Origin of the sequence: Bradyrhizobium sp. SZCCHNRI2009 (genome assembly GCF_032485115.1) — a bacterium.
GTDB lineage: Bacteria > Pseudomonadota > Alphaproteobacteria > Rhizobiales > Xanthobacteraceae > Bradyrhizobium.
Window position 1 is genome coordinate 829,890 of record NZ_JAUEUH010000002.1, and the last position, 23,156, is coordinate 853,045.

General features: G+C 65.4%; 17 protein-coding genes. 7 read left to right on the forward strand and 10 right to left on the reverse strand.

The annotated features are described in order from the left end of the window. Positions 1-27: 27 nt before the first annotated feature. The 3 genes from QX041_RS11410 to queA all read left to right on the forward strand — a co-directional run bounded on the left by QX041_RS11410 (position 28) and on the right by queA (position 2,535). Entirely contained in the window at positions 28-591 is a 564-nt protein-coding gene (locus QX041_RS11410) for a peptidylprolyl isomerase (RefSeq protein ID WP_316165350.1), read from the forward strand. Positions 592-886: 295 nt separating this feature from the next. Next, positions 887-1,351, forward strand: coding sequence for a peptidylprolyl isomerase (locus QX041_RS11415; protein WP_315799860.1), 465 nt, complete (start codon positions 887-889; stop codon positions 1,349-1,351). An 89-nt stretch (positions 1,352-1,440) separates the two neighbouring features. Continuing rightward, the gene (gene queA, locus QX041_RS11420) at positions 1,441-2,535 is read left to right on the forward strand and encodes a tRNA preQ1(34) S-adenosylmethionine ribosyltransferase-isomerase QueA (protein WP_316165351.1); all 1,095 of its coding nucleotides are present in this window, start codon (positions 1,441-1,443) and stop codon (positions 2,533-2,535) included. A gap of 39 nt (positions 2,536-2,574) precedes the next feature. Here queA and QX041_RS11425 read toward each other — a convergent pair whose 3' ends face one another. Beyond that, positions 2,575-3,600, reverse strand: coding sequence for an aspartate-semialdehyde dehydrogenase (locus QX041_RS11425; protein ID WP_316165352.1), 1,026 nt, complete (start codon positions 3,598-3,600; stop codon positions 2,575-2,577). Between the two features lie 272 nt (positions 3,601-3,872). Here QX041_RS11425 and tgt point away from each other — a divergent pair, with 272 nt between their 5' ends. Then, the gene (tgt, locus tag QX041_RS11430; RefSeq protein ID WP_316165353.1) at positions 3,873-5,027 is read left to right on the forward strand and encodes a tRNA guanosine(34) transglycosylase Tgt; all 1,155 of its coding nucleotides are present in this window, start codon (positions 3,873-3,875) and stop codon (positions 5,025-5,027) included. Between the two features lie 168 nt (positions 5,028-5,195). On the opposite strand, the gene QX041_RS11435 is transcribed toward tgt, so the two are convergent. Beyond that, positions 5,196-5,414, reverse strand: a complete 219-nt coding sequence (locus tag QX041_RS11435) for a hypothetical protein (protein ID WP_315711782.1) — start codon at positions 5,412-5,414, stop codon at positions 5,196-5,198. 487 nt (positions 5,415-5,901) lie between these two features. Between QX041_RS11435 and cysK the strand changes: the two genes are divergently transcribed. Both cysK and QX041_RS11445 read left to right on the forward strand, forming a co-directional pair. After that, positions 5,902-6,864, forward strand: coding sequence for a cysteine synthase A (gene cysK, locus QX041_RS11440; protein WP_315827553.1), 963 nt, complete (start codon positions 5,902-5,904; stop codon positions 6,862-6,864). A 2-nt stretch (positions 6,865-6,866) separates the two neighbouring features. Beyond that, the gene (locus tag QX041_RS11445; RefSeq protein WP_315711784.1) at positions 6,867-7,106 is read left to right on the forward strand and encodes a BrnA antitoxin family protein; all 240 of its coding nucleotides are present in this window, start codon (positions 6,867-6,869) and stop codon (positions 7,104-7,106) included. 75 nt (positions 7,107-7,181) lie between these two features. Here the strand turns inward: QX041_RS11445 and QX041_RS11450 are convergent, their stop codons facing one another. Then, on the reverse strand, positions 7,182-8,642 hold the full coding sequence (locus QX041_RS11450; protein ID WP_315711785.1) for a caspase family protein: 1,461 nt from the start codon (positions 8,640-8,642) through the stop codon (positions 7,182-7,184). A 198-nt stretch (positions 8,643-8,840) separates the two neighbouring features. Then, complete coding sequence (locus tag QX041_RS11455; RefSeq protein WP_315751044.1) at positions 8,841-9,731, reverse strand: DMT family transporter; 891 nt, start codon at positions 9,729-9,731, stop codon at positions 8,841-8,843. 211 nt (positions 9,732-9,942) lie between these two features. Here QX041_RS11455 and QX041_RS11460 point away from each other — a divergent pair, with 211 nt between their 5' ends. Continuing rightward, positions 9,943-10,173 (forward strand): hypothetical protein, encoded by a 231-nt coding sequence (locus tag QX041_RS11460; RefSeq protein ID WP_315711788.1) that lies wholly within the window; start codon positions 9,943-9,945, stop codon positions 10,171-10,173. A 6-nt stretch (positions 10,174-10,179) separates the two neighbouring features. On the opposite strand, the gene QX041_RS11465 is transcribed toward QX041_RS11460, so the two are convergent. The 6 genes from QX041_RS11465 to QX041_RS11490 form a co-directional block, all read right to left on the reverse strand. Then, positions 10,180-10,647, reverse strand: coding sequence for a hypothetical protein (locus QX041_RS11465; protein WP_409977878.1), 468 nt, complete (start codon positions 10,645-10,647; stop codon positions 10,180-10,182). A 22-nt stretch (positions 10,648-10,669) separates the two neighbouring features. Next, entirely contained in the window at positions 10,670-11,020 is a 351-nt protein-coding gene (locus tag QX041_RS11470; protein WP_315751045.1) for a hypothetical protein, read from the reverse strand. Between the two features lie 298 nt (positions 11,021-11,318). Beyond that, the gene (locus tag QX041_RS11475; protein WP_315711792.1) at positions 11,319-11,912 is read right to left on the reverse strand and encodes a formyltransferase family protein; all 594 of its coding nucleotides are present in this window, start codon (positions 11,910-11,912) and stop codon (positions 11,319-11,321) included. 700 nt (positions 11,913-12,612) lie between these two features. Further along, on the reverse strand, positions 12,613-16,839 hold the full coding sequence (locus QX041_RS11480) for a sulfotransferase (RefSeq protein WP_316165354.1): 4,227 nt from the start codon (positions 16,837-16,839) through the stop codon (positions 12,613-12,615). A 227-nt stretch (positions 16,840-17,066) separates the two neighbouring features. After that, on the reverse strand, positions 17,067-18,881 hold the full coding sequence (locus tag QX041_RS11485; RefSeq protein ID WP_316165355.1) for a hypothetical protein: 1,815 nt from the start codon (positions 18,879-18,881) through the stop codon (positions 17,067-17,069). 569 nt (positions 18,882-19,450) lie between these two features. Continuing rightward, on the reverse strand, positions 19,451-22,759 hold the full coding sequence (locus QX041_RS11490; protein WP_316165356.1) for a hypothetical protein: 3,309 nt from the start codon (positions 22,757-22,759) through the stop codon (positions 19,451-19,453). Positions 22,760-23,156 lie beyond the last annotated feature (397 nt).

Below are 23,156 nucleotides of genomic sequence, written 5' to 3' on the forward strand. Positions count from 1 at the left end.
TCATCGTCTCATGTCATCGGAGTTGCCATGATCCGCGCTCTCGCTTTCGTCTTTGCTCTCGTGTTCGCGTTGCCGGCGCTGGCCCAGTCGCTGCCTGCCGGCCTCGACAAGCAGAATGCCCTGGTCATCGACACCACCAAGGGCCGCATCATCATCAAGCTGCGCACCGATCTGGCGCCACAGCATGCCGAGCGACTGAAGACGCTGGCGCGCGAGGGCTTCTACAACAACGTGCCGTTCCACCGCGTCATGGACGGCTTCATGGCGCAGACCGGCGACGGCCAGAACTTCAATGGCACCGGCGGCTCGAAGTACCCGAACCTGAAGCAGGAGTTTTCGAGCACGCCGTTCAAGCGCGGCACCGTCGGCATGGCGCGCCGGGGCGACAGCGTCGATTCTGCCAACTCGCAGTTCTTCATCTGCTTCGGCGATGCGTCCTTCCTCAACGGCCAATACACCGTGATCGGCGAGGTCGTGCAGGGCATGGACGTCGTCGACAAGCTCAAGAAGGCGCCTGCGGGCTCGTCGGGCGGTGCCGTCACCGATCCGGACAAGATGGTGAAGGTTCAGGTCGCCTCGGACATCAAGTAGGCAGGCAGAGCAGGGGCATGCCCGGGTCTCGCGCCCGGGTTCCCCCGGGCCTTAAGGAACCTTTTGCCACGTCGCGGAGGCATGCCGATTCTGCCGCCCTGTTACATCGACAGGGCCGGTGGCTTCAGCTTTAAGCGCATTGGGTCTATTCTGGGCCAACATCGCGGGCCTCGTCGTGCTCGGATTGCCGTCAGGAGGGGTGACGGCCGCACATGGGAAGGCGCCGCGACATTTCAGACCCAGGATTTGCTTTGTCCTGACCCCCGTCAATTCCTACAAAAACCGAGAGACCAGAATGGCTGTGACCGAAAATACCTTGATCCTCGAGACCACTCAGGGCCCCGTCACGATCGAGATGCGTCCCGATCTCGCGCCCGGCCATGTCGCGCGCATCAAGGAGCTCGTCCGCGAGGGCTTCTACGACGGCATCGTCTTCCACCGCGTCATCGACGGCTTCATGGCGCAGACCGGCTGCCCGCAAGGCACTGGCACTGGCGGCTCCGGCAAGAAGCTGAAGGCCGAGTTCAACGCCGAGCCGCATGTTCGCGGCACCGCCTCGATGGCGCGTGCGGCCAATCCTGATTCTGGCGACAGCCAGTTCTTCATCTGCTTCGACGACGCCCGCTTCCTGGACAAGCAGTACACGGTCTGGGGCAAGGTCACCGAGGGCATGGAGAACGTCGACAAGATCAAGCGCGGCGAGCCGGTGCAGAACCCGGACAAGATCGTGAAGGCCTACATGGCCGCCGACGCGGCTTAGTATCGCGGCAAAGGCCGCAATACGCGAGTAGGGAGTAGCGAATAGCGAGTCGTCTATTCGCCATTCCCTATTCGCTACTCGCTCTGATCATGCGCACCGACCTGTTCGATTTCCATCTTCCCCCCGAAAACATCGCGCTCCGCCCGGCGAGCCCGCGCGAGTCCGCGCGCATGCTGGTGGTGCAGGGCGACGGTGTCCTACGCGACCGCACGGTCGCCGACCTGCCGGACTGGCTGGAGCCCGGTGATCAGCTCGTCGTCAACGACACCAAGGTGATCGCGGCGCAGCTGTCCGGTCGGCGCATCAGCCGCGAGACCGAGGCGAAGATCGAGGCGACCCTGATCAAGCGGCTCGACGGCTCGCGCTGGCAGGCGCTGGTGCGGCCCGCCAAGAAGCTCGCGCCAGGCGATACGATCCGGTTCGGCAACGAGGGCAAGGTCTGCCTGCTCGGCCATCTCGACGCCACCGTCGAGGCCAAGGGCGAGGAGGGCGAGCTGACGCTGTCCTTTGTGTTCCATGGGCCCGCGCTCGACCAAGCGATCGCCGATCTCGGCCGGCCGCCGCTGCCGCCCTACATCGCCGGCAAGCGGCCCGCAGACGAGCAGGACGCGACAGATTATCAGACCATGTTCGCGGCCAAAGAGGGCGCGGTGGCTGCGCCGACGGCTGGGCTGCATTTCACGCCGACGCTTGAGCAGCGGCTGCGCGAGCGTGGCGTCGGGCTGCAGCGTGTCACCCTGCATGTCGGCGCCGGCACGTTCCTGCCCGTGAAGGTCGATGACACCGAAGGCCACCGCATGCATGCGGAGTGGGGCAGTCTCACGCCGGACACGGCGGCCGCATTGAACGAGGCGCGCGCCAAGGGCGGCCGCATCGTCGCGGTCGGCACGACGTCGCTGCGGCTCGTGGAGAGCGCGGCGCAGCCCGACGGCACGATCGCGCCGTTCGAGGCGGAGACGTCGATCTTCATCACGCCCGGCTATCGCTTCCGCGCGGTCGATATCCTGATGACCAACTTCCATCTGCCACGCTCGACGCTGTTCATGCTGGTCTCAGCCTTCGCCGGCTTGGAGACGATGCACGCGGCCTATGCGCATGCGATCCGCAGCGGCTATCGCTTCTATTCGTATGGCGATGCGTGCCTGTTGTTTCGTCGGCCAGACGAGCGCATCGTCGAGCCGTAGGGTGGGCAAAAGGCCCACCCTGCAAGTTCGCCCTGAGAGCTACGCCATCGCCCGCTCGGGCAGGAGCTCGGCGATCTGCACCGCATTGAGCGCAGCGCCCTTGAGCAGCTGATCGGCGGCAACGAACATCGCGATCGAGTGGCCGGACGGATCGGACAGATCCTTGCGGATGCGGCCGACCAGCACGTCGTCCTGGCCGGAGGCGTCGACGGGCATCGGGAAGTAATTCTTGGCGCGGTCGTCGACCACGCGCACGCCGGGCGCGGTCGCCAGGATGCGGCGGACGTCGTCCTCCGAGATCGGCTTCTCGCATTCGAAGGTGATGGATTCGCAATGGGCGCGCAGCACCGGCACGCGGACGCAGGTGACGCCGATGGCGATGCCTTCGTCCTCAAAGATCTTGCGGGTCTCGTTGATGACCTTGGTTTCCTCGTCGTTGTAGCCGGTCTCAGGATCGATGGCGGTGTTGTGGCTGAACAGGTTGAAGGCGAACGGATGCGGCATCACCTTGGGCGCATAGACTTGGCCGTTGAGGCTCGCGCGGGTCGACTGCACCAGCTCGTCCATCGCCGCCGCACCGGCGCCGCTGGCGGCCTGATAGGTCGAGATGATCACGCGCTTGATGCGATTCTTCTGATGGATCGGCCACAGCGGCACCAGCGCCGTGATGGCCGCGCAGTTTGGATTGGCGATGATGCCCTTGTGGTCGCGGATTCGGCGGGCGTTGATCTCCGGGATCACCAGCGGCACGTTCGGATCCATGCGGAAGGCCGAGGAATTGTCGACCACGACGGCGCCAGAGCGCACGGCGATGGGCGCGAACTTCTTGGAAATGCCGCTGCCGGCCGAGAACAGCGCGATGTCGACGCCCTCGAAGGAGCGTTCGGTCAGCTCCTCGATCACGATGGTCTGGCCGCGGAAGGTCAGGGTCTGGCCGGCCGAGCGGGCGCTCGCCAGCGCCCTTAGCTGGCCGACGCGGACGTTGCGGCGGTCCAGGGTGGCGATGAATTCGGCGCCAACGGCGCCGGTCACGCCGACGATGGCAATGGTGGGATCGTGGGACACGTCTCAAGTCTCCGGTTGAAATTCGGGCAATAAAAAAGCCCCGGACCTTCATCAGGCGGGGCTTCGGTTCGAAGATGGTCGCAATCGAGTTCGACTACGCGCGCACGCCTCCCGAGGCCCTCGTGGGCTTGGTGGTTTTCGTCGTGCGTTTGGTCGAGATCGACATGGCGCGCGACCATAGGGGCGGTCGGAACCGCCGTCAACGGCCGAAATGGACGAAAACGGCGCCATCGCGGTTGAATCGGGGGCCATCCTGACGCAATAAGCCGGCCATGAGCTCCTCGGCCAGCGACCTTCGCAACCATTTCGAACTGCTCGGCAATGACGGCGCGGCCCGCACCGGCCGGCTGACGACGCCGCATGGCGTGGTCCGCACCCCGGCCTTCATGCCGGTCGGCACCGCCGGTGCCATGAAGGGCATCCACTGGCGCGACGTCCGCGAGGCCGGCGCCGACATCGTTCTCGGCAACACCTATCACCTGATGCTGCGGCCCACGGCGGAGCGCATCGCTGCGCTTGGCGGCCTGCAGCGCTTCACCGGCTGGGGCGGGCCGATGCTGACCGATTCCGGCGGCTTCCAGGTGATGTCGCTGTCGGGTTTACGCAAGGTGACCGAGCAGGCGGTGACGTTCCGCTCGCACATCGACGGCGCGAAAATCGAGCTGTCACCGGAGCGCGCCATCGAGGTGCAGCGCCTGCTCAACTCCGACATCGCGATGCAGCTCGACGAATGCGTGCGGCTGCCGGCCGAGCGCGACGATATCGAGCGCGCGATGCGGCTGTCGCTGCGCTGGGCCGAACGCTGCCGCCGCGCGTTCGAGAGTGCGCCGGCAGGCTACATGCTGTTCGGCATCGTGCAGGGCGGCGATGTGCCCGCACTGCGCGTCGCCAGCGCGCAGGCGCTGGTCGACATCGGCTTCCACGGCTATGCGATCGGCGGCCTGGCCGTCGGCGAGCCGCAGGCGGTCATGCTCGAGATGATCGAGGCGACCGCGCCGGTGCTGCCGGCCGACCGTCCGCGCTACCTGATGGGCGTCGGCACGCCTGACGATCTCCTGGAGTCGGTCCGGCGCGGCATCGATATGTTCGACTGCGTGCTGCCGACCCGCAACGGCCGCCACGGCGTCGCCTACACACGCTTCGGGCCGGTGAACCTGCGCAATGCGCGTCATGCCGATGATGACAGGCCGCTGGATGAGGAGAGCCCGTGGCCGGCGGCGCGCAGCTATGCCCGCGCCTATCTGCATCATCTGATCAAGGCCGGCGAGGCGCTCGGCGCCACGCTGCTGTCGGAAATCAACATTGCCTACTTCCAGCAATTGATGGCCGGGATGCGCGCGGCGATCGCACAAGGGCGCTTCACGGAATTCTACGAGCGCACCAAGGCCGATTGGGCGCGCGGCGACATCGCCCCGCGCGCCGGCTGACAGCCGCTTCAGGTGAACGCCGCCAGCTCGTTGTGAGCCCGGCCCTATGCGCCGGCCCTCTTGAAATTGTGCTGATCATGCATTGCCGACCTGCCCGACGGTCGCGTTATCCTCAGCGACGGAACGGCCGCGACATCACGTCGCGGAACTCTCTCGCCCTGGCGCCGTTCAGTTGCACACGAAGCGGCTTTTCACGGAGTGCTTGGTGACGAAGCCATAGCCGCAGGTGTCGCAGGTCCAGAGATAGCTGATCGCATTGTCAGCCAAATATGCCGACGCCTCCGCGGCAATCATGGAGTCGGCGCAGACCGGGCATGTCGGCAGATCGCAGCCGCGAGGATTCGGGCGTGCGGTTGCGGTCGACACGAGATCAGCGAGTGCTGACATATTGACCTCCTGGACGATCTCTTTGTTGGCGATCTCTGCTTGAACGACGTCAATTTCGAAAAGGGTCGATTTCGAACGAGTCGCGTTCGAACGGGTCTATTCCGACGAGTCCAACTTTCGCGGATATCAAGTCCGTCACACAAAGAGTTTGTTTGGGTGGTCTGTTCTTATGTCTATTCTACAACGGTGCTGTCGTTTGGCACGAACGCCCCGATTGTATCACTCCGAAGATGACATCTTGCTGATGTCCGCCCGGGTTGCAGTCGACCTGCACCGTGAATCTTCGTCCGGCTGCAATCAAGCATACACCGAGTTTATTGACCTTGTCGCAACACAAATGCGTTGGTTTTTCGCAATTTAGCCACGACTTGTTGTGCGCCGCGATCGTCCTAAGATCGCGCAAACGTGCTTGCGCAGCGCAACAGGCTCGCTGAAGATGGTCGGAATCGTTGTCGACGTCGCGCGGGGCGCGCAGAGGAGTGATTTCATGGAGTCGTCAGCACAGCGTCCCGGACGCGGGCGCGTATTTGATTCAATTGTCGACGCGTTCGGCAATACGCCGATTGTGCGGTTGCGAAAGCTGCCGGAGCAACATGGCGTCAAGGCGACCATCCTCGCCAAGCTGGAATACTTCAATCCCGCCGCGAGCGTGAAGGATCGGATCGGCGTCGGCATGATCCTGGCGATGGAGCAGGCCGGCGTGATCAAGCCCGACACCGTGCTGATCGAGCCGACCTCGGGCAATACCGGCATCGCGCTGGCCTTCGTTGCTGCGGCGCGCGGCTACAAGCTGAAGCTGGTGATGCCGGAGTCGATGTCGGTGGAGCGGCGCAAGATGCTCGCGTTCCTCGGCGCTGAGATCGTGCTGACGCCGGCGTCGCAGGGCATGAAAGGCGCCATCGCCACCGCCGAGGAGCTGTTGCGGACGACGCCGAACTCGGTGATGCCGCAGCAGTTCAAGAACCTCGCAAACCCGGACATCCATCGCCGCACCACCGCCGAGGAGATCTGGAACGACACGGCGGGCAATGTCGACGTGTTCGTCGCCGGCGTCGGCACCGGCGGCACCATCACCGGCGTGGGCCAGGTGCTGAAGGCGCGCAAGCCCGGTCTCAAGGTCGTCGCGGTCGAGCCGGAGGAGAGCCCGGTGCTGTCGGGCGGGCAGCACTCGCCGCACAAGATCCAGGGCATCGGCGCCGGCTTCGTGCCCGACATTCTCGACCGGTCCGTGATCGACGAGATCGTCAAGATCAACAGCACCACCGCCATCGAGACCTCGCGCGCGCTGGCCCGCAACGAGGGCATTCCCGGCGGTATCTCCTCGGGCGCGGCGATTGCGGCCGCGATCGAGATCGGCAAGCGACCGGAAAGCGCGGGCAAGACGATCCTGGCGATCGTGCCCTCGTTCTCCGAACGTTATCTGTCCACCGCGCTGTTCGAGGGGATCTGACCATGGCCGACCAGCCGCGGCGGCCCCGCACGCTCGCTGACGCCCGTACCGAGGCTGAGGCCGCGTTCAAGAAGGTGACCACCAAGCCGGTGGAGGCGCCGCCGAAGAAGGCGGCGGTTCCTGGCGTGCGCGAGCAGGTGACGTTGCGGATCGACCAGGACGTTCTCGAGCACTTTCAGTCCGAAGGGCCGGGCTGGCAGGACCGCATCAATGCGGCGCTGCGCAAGGCGGCAGGGCTCTGAGGGCCGGCTGCATTCTAACGAACAAGCCCGGAGCTCGTGCTCCGGGCTTTTTTTACGTGGGAAAGACGAAGACGTTTACCGGCGCAGCGCGCTGCCGAGCACACCGCCCATCATGCCACCGATGAAGGCGGCGCCGGCGGCGTTGCCCGCGTTGTCCTGCGGCGGCGGATTGCGATAGACCGGCGCACCCTGCGGCGGCGGGCCGCCGGCCGCGACGTTGCCCGCCGGCTTGGCGCGGCGCGGCCTGGCCTCATCGCCGACTGCGGCGGTCGCCGGCGCCGGCTGCGGCTCTGCCAGCAGCGCCTTGTGCTGCAGCTTGGTCAGGAATCCGGTCGACGGATAGCCTCGGGCCGCCTGCCAGCGCTTCATGACGCCGCGGGTCTGGTCGTCGAACACGCCCGTCATCTTGGTGTCGAAGCCAAGACCGGTCAGCCGCCGCTGCACGTCGCGGCGCTTGGTCTTGTCGAGGCCGATCTGATCCTCGCTGACCTGAGTGCCTTCCTCGGTGTAGGTGGCGGGATCGACGCCCTTGGCGACGTTGCGGGTGGCGGTGTTGATGGCCCCGCTCTCGATCGCGGCGATGCGCGCCATCGCCAGCGACTTGAACTGCCCGTTCGGGTAGGTCGAGAGATAGGCGTTGAGCTCTTCCGGCTTGTTGGAGTCCTTCACCGAGCGCCAGAATTCGAGCTCGGCTTCGCCTGCGGTCACGGTGGCCGTCGCGACGGCCGGCGTCGTGCCGGCCGTGGCGGCCGTTGCAGCGGGGGCAGCCGCCGGGTTGAGGTAGACCGCGCCGATCAGGTTGGTATGCCCCCAGGGCAATTGGCCCTTGCTGGTCTCCTCATTGACCTGGGCGCGCACGGCGGTCATGGCCTGCTGAATCTCGACGCCGGGCTGGGCGATGTGCGAGATCAGCGCGCGGGTGAACGGGCTGTTGGCGCCGGCCTCGCCGTCGAGGGCGGTCTGGCCCGGGCCGGTGGCGAACGCGATCAGCGTGCCCTCGCCGGACTTCATCTCGGCCAGACCGGTCTGCACCGACACGCTGCGGGTCGGCGAGTTCGACTTGATCTTGGCGGCGAACGGATTGTCGCGGCAGGCATCGAGGAACACCAGCTTGACCTTGGCGTCCCCCATCGTCTGGTCGAGCGTCACGTCGATATTGATGGCCGAGCCCAGCTTGACGTCCATTTCCGACTTCAGGTCGGCGTCGACCGGCAGCAGGTAGTTGGTGCCCGCAATGGCGATGCCGTGCCCGGCGTAATAGAACACCGCGATGTCGGCGCCCTGCGCCTTGCGACCGAAATCGAGCAGCTTCTCGGTCATCTTGTCGCGCGTGAGATTGGTGCCCTCGACGACGTCGAAGCCGACGTTGCGCAGGGTGGCCGCCATGGCCTTGGCGTCGACCGGCGGGTTCGGCAGTTGAGCCACGCTCTTATAGGCGCCGTTTCCGACGACGAAGGCGACGCGGCGGTCGGCCTTGGCGGCTTCAGCGGTCAGCACCATGCAGAGCAGGGACAGGGCGACGGTGAGATAGCGCATCAGGAGATCCCCCAACGATCAAGCGAAGCGTTCACTGCAGCATTTGTCGCGGATCGGCGCGAAAAGTCTTGTTCCCGGGCAAAAAATCACGCTTCCGCCACAAACCAGTTCGCGGGTGTTGCGCCCGATCCACGACGATCGCGTGTAGCGCGCCGGTTCCGTGATCCGGATCACGCCGCTTGAGGGCTCCCCGGCGCCTCAGGTCCCAGCCGAACTGCCCATCGGCACGGCCCGAGGCTGCGGCGGACGCAGGTTCAGCAGGTTTCCGGCGAGAATCAACGCAGCGCCGACCACGGTCAATCCGTCGAGACGCTCCGCATAGACCAGCCAGCCGACGGTGGCGGTCAGCGGAACGCGGAGAAAATCCATGGGCACCACGATGGTGGCGTCGGCGTAGAGCAGCGCCCGCGTCATGCAGAAATGCGAGAAGGTCCCACAGAAGGCGACGAGGAGGATCCAGCCCCAGGTCGCGGCCGAGGGCGGCGTCCAGAATACGAGCGAAGGGATGAGGCCGGCGATGGATTGCACCACCAGCATCCAGAAGATGATCGACACGGTGGGTTCGGTGCGCGTCAGCAGCTTGACCAGCGCGATCGAGATACCGAAGCCGACCGCGGCGGCCAGCGCGATGAGCTGTCCCGGATTGATCGCCCCGGTATCCGGGCGGACGATCACGACGACGCCGACGAGGCCGAGCCCGATCGCCGCCAGCTTGAACAGGGTGATGCGCTCGCCGAGGAAGGCCGCCGCCAGCAGCGCCGTCCAGATCGGCATCGTGAACTCGATTGCCACCACCTGGCCGATCGGGATCAAGGTGAGCGCGAAGAACCAGCCAAGCTGCGCGCCGTAATGGACGAGGTTGCGCGCCGCGTGCTGCTTGAGGCGCGAGGTGCGCAGCCTGGCAAAGCCGCCGCTAAATGCGATGACCGGCGACAGCATCACCAGGCCGATCAGGCAGCGCAGCTCCATCAGCTCGAACACGTTGAGCTCGCGCATGGCTTCGCGTCCGGCCACCGCCATCACCAGCATCAGGCTGAGCCAGCCCGTCATCCACAGTGCGGCGATCAGTTTCGAAGCGGGACGATTCATGAGGTGGCGGGGAGAGGGAGGAGGGCGGCGAAGGCGGGCTGTATCACCTCGCGTGCAGAGCAATGCAAATGAAATCAACGGTGCAGTGCACCAACGCCGCTGCAGGCTTTGCTCGCGACGGACGCGTGTCATCGAGAAAAACGTGGAGTGTGGCTGTGTTTCGTCCTAAAGCGACCGCCGCGATACAGCCCAAGGCAGCCAGAGACACGACATGACCGAACGCGCCGCTTCAGCCGACTTCGTGACCGCCTTTGCCACCGGCTGGCCGGAGCGGGAGCCTCATCTCATGGTGCTGTCGCTGACCACCCATAAAGGTGTGCAGGACTTCGCCATGACGCGGGAGCAGGCGCTGCTGGTCGCCAAGACCATCAAGCGCACCGCCGCGCAGCTTGCTCCGGCGCCCTCCGCAGGTGCAATCCCCGGCGCCAAGCGTGGCGGTTGATCGAGATCACCGCGACAGTGAAATGTTGGCTGCGCGGAACTGGCTGTCGGCCCGGATCGACACGGACTGCCTCTTGCCGCGGGTGGCGAGCGCGATGTTGGCGTTGAAGCCGGCGGTGGTCGCGAGCAGCTGGAAGTTGCCGCCGCCGCCACGGCCCTGCAGCACGCCATTGATGCCGCGGCTGGTCTCACTCCAGGTCCCCGAGATGGCCGAGCCCTCGGCGATCACCTCGGCCTGCAGCCCGAACTTGTAGGCATCGCTTGCGCAGGTCAGGACGAGCGTCATCCGCGGTCCCGAGACGCCGTAATTGGCCCGGCACCGGATACGCTCGGTTGAGCCGTCCTCAAGGGCAACCGTGCCGCTGCCGCCCCACGTTCCGGCCATGCCGGTGAAGGGGCCCGGATCGGCGTGTCCCGGCGAGGCGGTCATACCCGCTGTCAAAACGACGGCGGCGGCCGCGGCCCGCCGCACCATCTTCAGGAGCGTGTGCGCGCCGTTACAGGCGCGAAGCCTGCCAGCGGCCGCTACAGGGGATGCCGGCCGAGGCGCCGTTCCACTTGCCCGAGCCAGAATTGCCGTTGAGCTGCCCATTCGCATATGCGCCATTGATGGAGACCTTGACGAGGCCTTCGCGTCCAATCGAACCCGACACATTGGCGCCAGCCGCAGAAATCTTACCGTCTGCGACGATCAAGGTCGAGCTGGCCGTGGGCTCGCAGCTGCCACTGTTGGTGACGATCGTCACCTGCCACTGACCGTCATAGGGCGACTGGGCGAATGCGGGGGCGGCCGAGCTACCCACCAGGATCGACGCGGCGAAAGCCATTCCAATGCGGTCGAGACGCATGAATCGTTGTCCCTCAATGTCGTTTGATTGGTACCTTATTTGGAGGAATTGTGACGAAAATTTGCCGCAGCGCCGCAACGAATTTTTATCGAGCAATTTCAGTCCATTAACGATTAATGCGGAACCCGGCTTTGAGCCATTCGGGCGGCATTGTGCGCAAACTGCGCCTTCGCCCACCACATGAGCGGACGACCGCCCACATCCTTCCGCTGACCGCCCATGCTGCCGTTCGCAGGGCACCGCGAAGGCGCCAGCGGGGAGGATGTCCACAACTTATCGGGGCGATGCGATCAGATGTTCAGTGCGGGGTGAGGCTGGGCGCGTTGGTCGCGAACTGCTCGTCCTGCGGCTTGGCCGGAATCGTGCCGGTCGCCTTGGCCGATTCGACGACATCGCCGAGCAACTTGAGCCCGAGCGGTGCGAGAGCGCGCTCCCACAGCTCGCGCGCGGTCTCGCCCTTCTTGACGAAGCACCATTCCTGGGCGGCGATGGCGCCGGCATCCATGCGGTCGGCGAGGTGGTAGATGGTGCCGCCCGCGATCGGATCGCCCTCCTTGATGGTCCACTCCACTGCGGCGATGCCCCGGTGGCGCGGCAGCAGCGAGGGATGGTAGCCGATGCCGCCGAGCCGGGCGGCTGCGACGGCCTCGTGGGTGACGCGGGCGTGGCTATGTGCCGTGACGATCAGGTCCGTGTCGGGGGCGATCTCACCGGCGGGCACGACCTTCGGATTGGCCTGGACCACGACCTCGATCCCGGCTGCTCGCGCCGCGGCTGCGAGCCGGTCCTCGCCATCATGAACGACGACCCGCGCGATCTCGATTCCTCTCTCGCGCAGCATGTTCAGTGTGGCGACACCGAAATGGCGGGAGCCGACGAGAGTGATGCGCATGGTCAGGGATCTTCCACGGTTGGGGGCTGGATCCGGTCGGGCTCTGACCGGATGAAACGGGTCAAACCAAGCCTTGGCCTCCAGGTCAAGCGCCTGCTGGGCCGTCGTCACAGTCTGGCTTCGTCCGGCCGGTGGAGGCGCTGGGGGGATTCAAACGGGAAAGGAGAAAGCTGCTGCGAGCCAGAGTTGGGCGGGCGCTTCAACCTCGCCGAATGCCGTGGGGCGCCATCAAGGTGCAGGCCGAGATGACCGTGGCGGATGACACACCCTCGTTGGGACCGGCGTCAGCATCAGATGGACCGCGAGGCAGGACCGATACCCGAAACTCGCCGAAAGGTTGTGTCCGGACCGGTGCCGCATCGCGGCATGCCCGTCGACAGGCCTCAAACCCCTTAGGAGCGAACTATCAATTGAACTGATAAGGACGACCGAAGGTGCTATCCTGGTGGCTCATGGGTTCGATCTGGCCGGTCTGCGAACGCAATTCGCCTCAGCCAATGGCTGAGTGGATAGATAAACCTTTGATTGTGTAATTAGTTGTCGGTCTGCGTATTAAAACTGACGCTTCTGCATATGACGAAGATAATTTCTTAAAGGCCACGGAGCACAATGCTCCGGCCGCTCCGCCGCGCGGCCGGATAGCCGGGTGCCGCGCCTGTCACCAATCCCTGGGCAACAGCACCCGGTTATTTGCCGGCGGTCATGTGGATTCCGGCGGCGGAAGGTCGATGCCGAGGGCTTCGCAAAGCGGTCCGAGATGTTTCTCGTAGCGGCGCCAGCTTCCGATCGACCGGCGGTAGATCGGCTCGCGCACCTGCATCAGGCTCGCCGTGCGCACCATGCGCTCGGTGCGATGGAAGTCGAGGCAGGCATCCTCCCAGTCGAGGCCGCAATGATCGAGCACGCGGCGCGACACGCCCTCGAGGTCGTCGACCAGATCCTCGTATCGAACGTCCATCAGGACGCCGGGCGGCAGCACCTGGTGCCAGTGTTCCATCACGCCCTCATAGCCCCGGTAGTAGTGGCCGAGCTCGGTCAGGTCGTAAGCAAAGGGCTGTGAGCCGGTGAACAGCAGCGAGTAGCAGGAAACGCAATTGTCGAGCGGGTCGCGCCGCGTGTTGATGATCCTGGCGCGCGGGAACGCCGCATGGATCATCCCGACGAACAGGAAGTTCAGCGGCATCTTGTCGACGATGCGCTCGGCCTCGGGCGCCAGCGTCCGAACGCGGGCGGTGTACTCCTGACCGATCTTCGTCATCTCCTCGGGTGGCAGCAGCGTGATCAGATCGGGATACGCCGGAACGACCTTCTGGCGGTTGGCGCATTCGCCGACGAGATCCTTGAAGGTCTCGAGCTCGCCCGCGCCGAAGACCTTGGAATGGCTGGCCAGCACCTGCTCCATCAGGGTGGTTCCGGAGCGCGGCATGCCGACGATGAAGATCGGGGCCCAGGAGTCGTCGCCGTGCCCTGCAACCATGCGAAAGAACTCGGGCGTGAAGCGCGCCGCGACATTTTTCATCATGCCGAGCCGCTGCTCGGAGTCGTAGTCGAAGGTCTTGCGCTTGAGGGTGTTCGCCTTGTGCAGATGCGAGAAGGCCTGGTCGTAGTCCTTCAGGTCGGACAACGCCTTGCCCATCGCGAAATGGGCTGCGATCTGCTTCTCCTGATCGAGACGGTCGACGCGTTCGAGGAGCTGCCGCAGACCAGGAAGCCGGCTGTCGTCCGGCTTGAACTTCGACATATTCGCGAGATTGAGATGGATCGGCGCGTCGTCCGGCGCCAGCTCCAAGGCCTTCTGGAACGCCGCCGTCGCCTCGTCGAAGCGGCCGAGCGCCTGGTAGGCGACGCCGAGATTGTTGTAGGAGCCGAAGCGTTCCGGCTTGATCTTGATGGCCAGCAGGTTCTGCTCGATCGATTCCTCGAGCCGGTTGAGCTCAAGGAAGGCATTGCCGAGATTGCCATAGGCGTCGGCATAGTCGGGCCGGCTCGCGATCGCCCGCTTGTAGTGCTCGATGGCGCGCTCGCGATGGCCCTGGCGCAGCAGCACGTTGGCGATGTTGTTGTGGGTCTCGGCGTGTTCAGGACTGAAGTCGAGAACCTTGAGATAGTGCTTCGCCGCCTCGATATCCTTGCCCGCCGTATAGAGCAGGTTGCCGAGCGCAAAATGCGCATCGAGGTGCTGCGGCTTGTTGTCGATCGCCCGCCGGAGCAGGGCCATCGCCTCGTCGATCAGCCCCTGGTTCTGGCGCACCATGGCGAAGGCATAGAGGATGCCGGCGTGGCTCGGCGCCAGCGCAAGTGCCGTCTCGTAGTGCTGGACGGCCGTCTCATAATGGCCGGCGGAGGCCTCGACGGCTCCGATGCTGCCATGGGCCTCGGCGGACTTGTCGTTCACCGCGACCGCGCGCCGGAAGAACTCCTTGGCCTCGTCGAGCCGGTTGGCGGTGGTGCAGACCATGCCGAGCCCGACCAGCGCGTCGAACTGGTTCGGCTGCCCCGCGAGGATCAGCTTGAAGATCGTCTCGGCATCCTTGAAGTCACCGCGGCCTTGCAGCTTCTTTGCCACGGCGGCGGCGCCTTCGGCCAGAGTCTGCAGCGATCCGGCCTGCTGCGAAGCGAAGGAAAGCGATGCTGTCGTCGGCGTCACCACGGGCGGAGCGACGTTCACCGGCTGGGGCGGCTTGGCGCCCGCGATCGCCTCGGCAATCGTCGGCCGCACGGCCTCGCTGCCGAGCGCATCGAGCAGCGGCTTGAGCCGGTCGCCATACATGCGCCAGCGGCCGACCGATCCGGAGAACAGCGGCTTACGGACCTGGACCAGGCTGGCGGTGTTCACCGGACGCTCGTTCTCGTGGAACGACAGGCAGGCGTCATCCCAATCGAGCCCGCAATGCGCAACGATCTTGCGGGCATGCGCATCGAAGTCGCGCACCATGTCCTCATACGTCACCTCCAGCATGACGCCCTCTGGCAGCACCGAGCGCCAATGGCTCATCAAGGCGTCGTAGGCCCGGTAGTAGCGGCCGAGCTCGGCCAGATCGTAGGCGAAGGGCTGCGGCTCGGCGAACAGTTGGGTGTAGCAGGACAGGCAGGTGTCGATCGGATTGCGCCGGACGTGAATGATCCGGGCATTCGGCAGCGCGAGATGGATCAGCCCGGCGAACAGGAAGTTCGACGGCATCTTGTCGACGATGCGCTTGGTGTCCGCCGGCAGGTCCGTGAACCGGTCGAGATAGGCGTGCGCGAGGGTCGTGATGTCGGCGTCGGACAGCTTGGCGAGCATCTCCGGATAGTCACCGCGGTCACGATCGGTGAACAGCCCCGCGGCGGCCGCGAAATAGTTGACCTCGCCGGCGCCATGCACGGCGGAATGGCTGGCGAGGAGCTGCTCGACCAGGCTGGTGCCGGACCGGGGCATGCCGATGACGAACACCGGCGCGTGCGATGGATCGCCATGGCCTGCGCGCGCCTGTAGCATGTCCCTGGAGAACACCGCGCGGATGCGCTCGATCTGGCGCAGCGTCTGGTTCTCGTCATAGTTGATGCGGCGGCGCTCGAGAGCATTGCCGGCGTTGAGGTGCACCAGCGACCGTTCGCCGTCCTTGATGTCGGCATAAGCCCGCCCGAGGGTGAAGTGCAGGGCGATGCGCGCATCCTCGGTGAGTGTCTCCGATCTCGCGGCCAGATCCTGCAGAGGTGCCCAGCGCGCGTCGTCGACCGCGAACGGCTTGACCACGCCGTAATTGAGGTGCGTGCCGATACTGCGCGGGTTGACAGCCAGGGCCGATTCATACGCGAGCGCCGCCTCGTCGAGCCGCCCCAGGATCATCAGCACGCCAGCGAGATGGTTCATCGTCGTGGCATCGCGGGGATCGTGGGCGAGGGCGGTTCGATAGCTCGCGACGGCGTCCTCGTAGCGCTGGATGTCGCGCAGCGCATCGCCGCGGTTGCGGTGGGCGACGGCATAGTCGGGGCGCCGGCGTACCGCCTCGTCGTAATGCGCGAGCGCCAGGTCGTGCTTGCCGCGCGATCGCAGCGCATTGGCGAGGTTGTTATGGGCCTCCGGGAAGTCCGGCCGCGCGGCGATGGCACGCTCGTAATGGAAGATGGCGGCAGGGCCGCTCTTCATCTCCAGGTGCAGATTGCCGAGATTGTAGTGCGCCTCTGCGAGCCGGGGGTTCAGGGCAAGGGCCTGCTGATAGGTGTGGATCGCGGCGTCGAGCTGACCGGTGGCCTGCTGACAGCCGCCGATGTTGAGCAGCACGACCGGCGCGTTGGGCTGGATCGCGAGCGCGCGCGAGTAGTGGACAATGGCTTCCGAGTGCCGCCCAAGCATGCGGCAGGCGTCGCCAAGGCTGGCGGCGGCTGCGGCGAAATCCGGCCGCGCGTCGAGTGCGGCCTCGTGATGCGCGAGCGCGCGCTCGTACTGGTCGAGGCGCTGCAAGGCAAAGCCGAGCGCCTGGTGCGCATCGGCGCTGCCCGCGTCCGCAGCCAGCAACAGCTCCAGATGCCGAACCGCGCCGGCAGGATCGCCGAGGCTGGTGAGCGCGCTGCCGAGCAGAAGCCTGGCCTCGGTCGAGGTCTCGTCGAGCGCGACGGCGCGCTGCAGATGCGCGCTCGCTTTGGCGAGGTCGCCGAGGCCTGCGAAGGACTTGCCGAGCGACAGGTGCAGATCCGCGGCGTCACCGGCTTCCTCTGCGGCCTGGTCGAGCAGGTCGCGTGCCTCATGTGTGTCGCCGAGCTGCAGGCGGACCATGGCGAGGCTGCACAGGGTGCGGAAATGACGGGGCTGAAGCGAAAGAACCTTCCGGTAGGTCTGCTCGGCGATGCGCAAGGCTTGATCATTGAGCGCGGCCGCCGACGGCTGTCTGCCGTCGGACGCTGCGGGGACGAGGCGGGGACGGAAGGCGACGGCGAGCTCGTTCATGATGGCAACTTGCTGAATGTTCGACGAATGCCGTTGTCGAGGCGGATTGAAGCGAAACGGAGGCTTAGGTGAGGCCGATCGCAAACGGTCGGCTAGAACCCTTCGAGCAGCGGATGGAGCTTGTCCGGCCCCGTGCAGCGTCGATGGCCGGTGCTGCCACCACGCAACGAGCCGGCGTAGACCCAAGGGATCTGCGCCGGCCAATGTTGGTCAGGTTGCTGAAGGCGTCAGCCCCACATGTGGTGCATCGCGTGGTGGTGGGACATGTCCGGACCGCTCGAGGCTGCTGCCGCCGTTGCGGCCGTGGCCGCGGCTGCCGCCGTGTGGTGGCTGCTATGATGGCTGTGGTGGCCGCCGCAGTGATGCGTCGTGGTGGTGTTGTTGCCGCCGGTGGTTCCTCCGCCGGCCGTTCCACCGCCCGTCGTGCCGCCACCGGTCGTCCCACCACCCGTGGTGCCGCCGCCCGCAGTGCCGCCTCCGGTGGTGCCACCACCGGTCGTGCCACCTCCGCCCATGCCGCCGCCGGGCGTGGTCGTGCTCGTAGGCGTTCCGCCCGTGCCGTTGGCGATGTTCGGATTGGCGCCCGCCGGCATGCCGGTGCCCTGGGCAATGCCATTGACCGCAGTCGCTGTCACGAAGCTCGTCGCTGAGGTCACGTAGGCCGATCCGCCGATCGCGATGTTGTTGCCCGCAATGTCTCCGGCATTGCCGATGTAGTTCGCGGCGGCAGCCTTCAACATCGCCTGATCGGTCGCCAGGGCAGCACCCGTGTCGCCGTTCATGATGCCCATCAATGCCTTGGTGGCCATGATGGTGTCAGACTGTAGAGCTCCGGCGGCGAGCTCGTCGTCGAACCGTCCCTTGAACACCGCCCCCTGCGCCGCATCGAACGCGGCGCCAAAGTTCTGGTAGTTCGTGATCTGGTCGATCAGGGCCTGTGACGCCGTACCTGTTCCATTTGCGACCGCAACCAACTTCGCACCCAGCGTATTGCCCTCGGCGAGGAACGACGCCCAGAAATTGGTCTGCGCCTGATTATCCTGGAACTTCGTGACGGTCCCAGTCAGGCCGCCGGGCATTTCGGAGAACCCGCCGATGTGACCAGGCGCACCGGTGCCGCCCGCCGCTGCGTTGAGCGCCGCGTCGTTCTGAAACACGTCGATCATGTCGACGATGTTGTCGGCGGAGCCGCGCAGCGCCGTCGGATTGGCCATCGTCTCGGCGACATCGTATTTGTTCAGCTGAAGGTTTCCTTGGCTGAGCAGCGTCATCAGGTGCAGTGTCGTCGTTTGGGCCGCAACGGCGGTTTCACCGGCTTCAATCGCGGCGAGCTTCGCGGGGTCATTCAGGATCGCCTGAAGGCCCTGCGTCACGGCCGTAAAATCAGCCTGGATCTGGTTGATGTTGTTGGCGCTCATGCCGCCCAGCGAAAGGTCAGCGGCGGCATTGAACACCGTTCCGATGGCGGTCAGGTCGCCCGCGGCCGCTGCAGCGAGATTGGTGGCGCTGTCGTTGCCGGCGGGAAGGCTCTGGAACGCCACGTCCATGGCACCCGTGTTGGCCAGGAAGGGAACGTTGTTGAGCGCGGCGGAAAGATGCGCGTCACCCTGGATCTGCGCCAGGATCTGCATCTGCACGTTGTGGATGGTCTGGTCGGCCTCGGCGAGGGTCGCCGGGTTGGTCGTGTTGGGCGCCGCGTTGATCAGCGTCGTGATCTCGTTCGAGACCTGGGTGAGCACCGCGGTGTCGGTCGCGTTGAGCGTGAATGCCTTGCCGCCGATCGTGACATCTCCGGGATTGGCCAGCATCGCGTTGATGTCGTTCTGCACGGCATGCAGGTCTGTGGTGTAGCTGCCGAGGAACGGGTTGGAGTTGCCGCTGTTCTGGGGCGTCGAGAACAGACCGGTCGAGATGCGAACCGCGTCGTTGAACACGACGCCGGCCTGGACGAGGTCGGTCGACGGGTTGAGCGCAGAGGCGCGAACCAGCAGATTGGACGTGCCATTCGCCAGCGCCGTCGGGTTGAAGGTATTGGCTGCCATTGATCATCTCCCCAAGTTTCAACCCGGCGTCTGCTGCTTGGCGTATGGGCAGCACGCGGGCGTTGATCGGGCAGCGACGTCTCGTTCGCTCCTTCGCGGAACGGGCGAAATGTCGCAGCCTCAGAGCACCTGGGAATTATTTGCTCCAATGGGGCCAAAAGAAGCGCCGCGGAGTCCTCAAATATGATGTTGTTCGGGCAAATGGCTCCTGTCGCAGCCGGGTCACGGCGGCGGTCGGAAGCTTACTAACTCGTTGATTTCTGTCGTGGCATCCCCGCAACATCGTCGCTCAGCGGCGCTTCGACGCACGGTCCAGACAAGAAGTTGCCCCGATCTTGCGACCGGTCACCGATCTCTCCTTAGAAAAGTTCCAGCGTGACGAGCCTCCGCGGTGCGGAACGGAACGTGCATCTTTGTTGATCTTCCGAGGCCTCCTTCTTCAACGCGTGTCGTCTCGCCCGGCTCATTGTCCTTCTCATTTCCCCCGGGAGCACTGCGCGAGTGGACCTCATCTGCTTGTGCTCCCGGGTATCCGTATCCCAGCCGCAGCGGCTGCTGCGGCTGCCTCGTCAACCCCACATGTGATGCATCGCGTGGAGATGCGACATGTCGGGCCCGGCAGCCGCGGCCTGGCTCATATGCGCGCCCTGGCTTTGATCGTGATGATGGTGATGATCGCTGTGATGCGTGGCGTTGCTGCCGTTGTTGGCCGTGGTACCCGTCGACGTTCCGCCAGCCGCCGTTCCGCCAGCCGCCGTTCCGCCAGCCGCCGTTCCGCCAGCCGCCGTTCCGCCGGTCGACGTGCCTCCGTTCGCCGCGGTGCCACCGGCTGCAGCGCCACCGGCGGCGGTGGTTCCTGCCGCAGCAGTGCCGCCGGTGCCGTTGGCCAGGTTCGGTGTCGCGGTGACCGGAATGGTGCCGTGCGCGGTCCCCTTGATTGAGGTCGCCGCCGAGACCGTCGTGGCCGTCCCAACATAGGTGCCGCCATTGACCGGAATGTTGTTGCCGGAGACGTCCATGGCGTCGGCGGCAAAGCCCTGGCCGGCCGCGGCGACCATCGCCTTGTCTGCCGCAAGTGCCGCGCCGGTGTCGCCGTTGAGGATGCCTTGCAGGCCCTTGACCGCGTTGGCGGTGTCGGCTTCGAGCGTGCCGCTGAGCAGTTCGTTGTCGAACCGACCCTGGAACACGGCCCCCTGGGCGGCGTCGAAATTGGCGCCGAACTGCTGGTAGTTCTGGATCTGCGTGATCAGGGCCGCGCTCGCCTGCGCACCGCCGGTCGAGATTTTCTGCAGCGTGGCGTTGATGGTGTTGGCCTCGGCCAGGAATGCGGCCCAGAAATTCGTCTGTGCCTGGTTGTCCTGGAATTTGGTGACCGTCCCTTTGAGCCCGCCCGGATCCTCGGCAAAGCCGCCCGCATGGCCGGCGTTGCCGTTGCCACCTGCCGCCATGTTGAGGTTGGTGTCGCCCTGGATGATGTCGATGATGTCGAGCAGGTTGTCGGCCGTGCCGCGGAGAGCGGCCTGATTGCCGGTGGTCGCAGCCTGATCATACTTGCCCAGCTGCAGGTTGATCTGGCCGAGCGCCGTCTGCAGATGGATCGTCGTCAGCGCCGCGGCGTTGGCAGTCTCGCCAGCCTCGATCTGCGCGAGCTGGGTCTTGTTGTTGAGGATGGCCGTCAGTCCGTGCTGGACGGCGGTGAAGTCCGCGGTCACCTCGGCAAGGTTACCGGTGTTGATGCCGCCCGAGGCGACCTCGACGGCCTTGTTGAAGACCAGACCAACGTCCTTCAGGCTGTTGCCGGCGGTAGCGGCGGCAAGACTCGCCGGATCGTCCGCGCCCGCGGGCGACGTCTGGAAGGCGACGTCCTGGCCGCCGGTATTGGCGAGGAAGGGGACGTTGTTCAACGCGTTCGCCAGATGCGCGTCATTGTGGATTTCGCCGAGGATTTCCTGTTGCAGCGCGTGGATCGTCTGGCTTGCCGCTGCCGATGTGCTGGCGTTGGCGAACTGTCCCGCCGCCTGCAGCAGTGTGCCCAGTTGCCCCTCGACATTGGTCAGCACCGCCGTGTCGGTCGCGTTCAAGGCGAAGGTCTTGCCGCCGAGCGTGACCTGACCAGGGTTGGCCAGCATCGCCGCAATATCGGTCTGCACCGCCGTGATGTCGGCCTGGTAGCTGGTGAGGAAGGCCGGCGAGTTGCCGCTGTTGGCGAGGCTGAAGAGGCCGAGCGAGGCGCGCACCGCGTCGTTGAAGACGACGCCAGCCTGCACCAGGTCGGTCGAATGCTGGATCGCCGTGGCACGGGTCAAAAGGTTCGACGTGCCGTTGGCAAGCGCGGTCGGGCTGAAATTCACCGGCGTGGCGCCGCCAGCCGGCGGCGTCGACGATGAGCCGCCGGTGCCGTTGGCAATGTTCGGGGTTGCCGTGACCGGGATCGTGCCCTGGGCGAGTCCGTGCACCGACGTGGCCGTCGAGACCGTGGTCGCCGAGCCGACATAGGTCGCGCCGCCGATGGCGATGTTGTTGCCGGAAACGTCCATGGCGTCGGCCGCGAAGCCCTGGCCGGCCGCGGCGAGCATCGCCTTGTCCGCGGCAAGCGCAGCGCCCGTATCGCCGTTCAGGATGCCTTGCAGGCCCTTCACCGCGGCCGCCGTGTCGGCTTCGAGCGTGCCGCTCAGAAGCTCGTTGTCGAAGCGGCCACGGAAAACGTTGCCTTGCGCGGCATCGAAATTGGCGCCAAATGCCTGATAGTTCTGGATCTGGGTGACCAGTGCGGCGCTGGCCTGCGCTCCGCCGGTTGCGATCTTCTGCAGGGTCGCGTTGATGGTGTTGCCTTCCGCCAAGAAGGCGGCCCAGAAATTCGTCTGCGCCTGGTTGTCCTGGAACTTGGTGACCGTGCCGGTCAACCCGCCCGGATCCTCCGCGAACCCGCCGGCATGGCCCGGCATGCCGTTGCCGCCCGCGGCCTTGTTCAGATTGGCGTCGTTCTGAATGATGTCGATGCTGTCGAGCAGATTGTCCGCCGTGCCGCGCAGCGCAGCCTGATTGCCGGTTGTTTCCGCCTTGGCATACTGGTTGAGCTCGAGATTGATCTGCCCGAGCACCGTTTGCAGATGGATGGTCGTGAGCGCGGCCGCGTTCGCCGTTTCGCCATTCTCGATCTGGGCAAGCTGGGTCTTGTTGTTGAGGATCTTGGTGAGACCTTGCGAGATCGCGGTGAGGTCGTTCGTTACCTCCTGCAGGTTCGCGGTGCTGATGCCGCCGGAGGCGAGGTCGACGACCTTGTTGAAGACGAGGCCGACATCCTTCAGCGTGTTGCCTGCGGTCGCTGCGGCCAAGGTCGCCGCATCATCGGCACCGGCCGGCGTGTTCTGGAAGCCGACGTCCTGGCCGCCGGTGTTGGCGAGGAAGTTGACCTTGTTGAGCGCGCCGGACAGATGCGCGTCGCCGTTGATCTCCTGCAGGATCTCCTGCTGGACCGCGTGCAGGGTCTGATCCGCGGCTGTGATCGTCGCAGCATTCGTGGTCTGCGGTGCGGCCGTGAGCAGCGTCGAGATCTGCGCCTGCACGTTGGTGAGAACGGCGGTGTCGGTCGCATTCAGCGTGAAGGCCTGGCCGCCCAGGGTCACCTGGCCGGGATTTGCGAGCATCGCGGCGATGTCGTTCTGTACGGCGTGGAGATCGGTCGTGTAGCTGCCGAGGAACGGGTTCGAGTTGCCGCTGCCTGCCTGCGTGAACAGGCCGAGCGAGGCGCGCACCGCATCGTTGAACACCACGCCGGCTTGGACGAGGTCGGTCGACATCTTGAGCGCTGAGGCGCGCACCAGCAGGTTCGACGTTCCGTTGGCCAGCGCCGTCGGGTTGAAGGTGTTATTCGCCATAGATCATCTCTCCCCAAGTTCATCCGACGCCCGGCAGGGCCCCGTACCGAAACTGGCCGGACGATGCGGAAGCGCATCGGCCCTGCGTCGGACGTGCTGCGCCGCGCCTCACGCCCGTGCGCCGCTGTGTCGCGCGCTTTTCTGACGCGCGCTACTTTGTCGCACCTCGCTATATGCTCGGAGCAATCGGGCCAAAAAAGGCGTGGGGGAGTCCGCAAATATGTTGTTCTCGGGACATCGCGGATCTGTGACAGATGTGCCGCGATCGCGTGCCAAGTGATTGATTTCTGGCGGCAAGCAGCAAATGCGGGGTACGGCGATCGGGCGCGAATTGCATGTTGTCGTCAAGATGCTGCCTGCATCTCGCCGGTGAGTGGCCGGTCTCCGGAGATCAGAC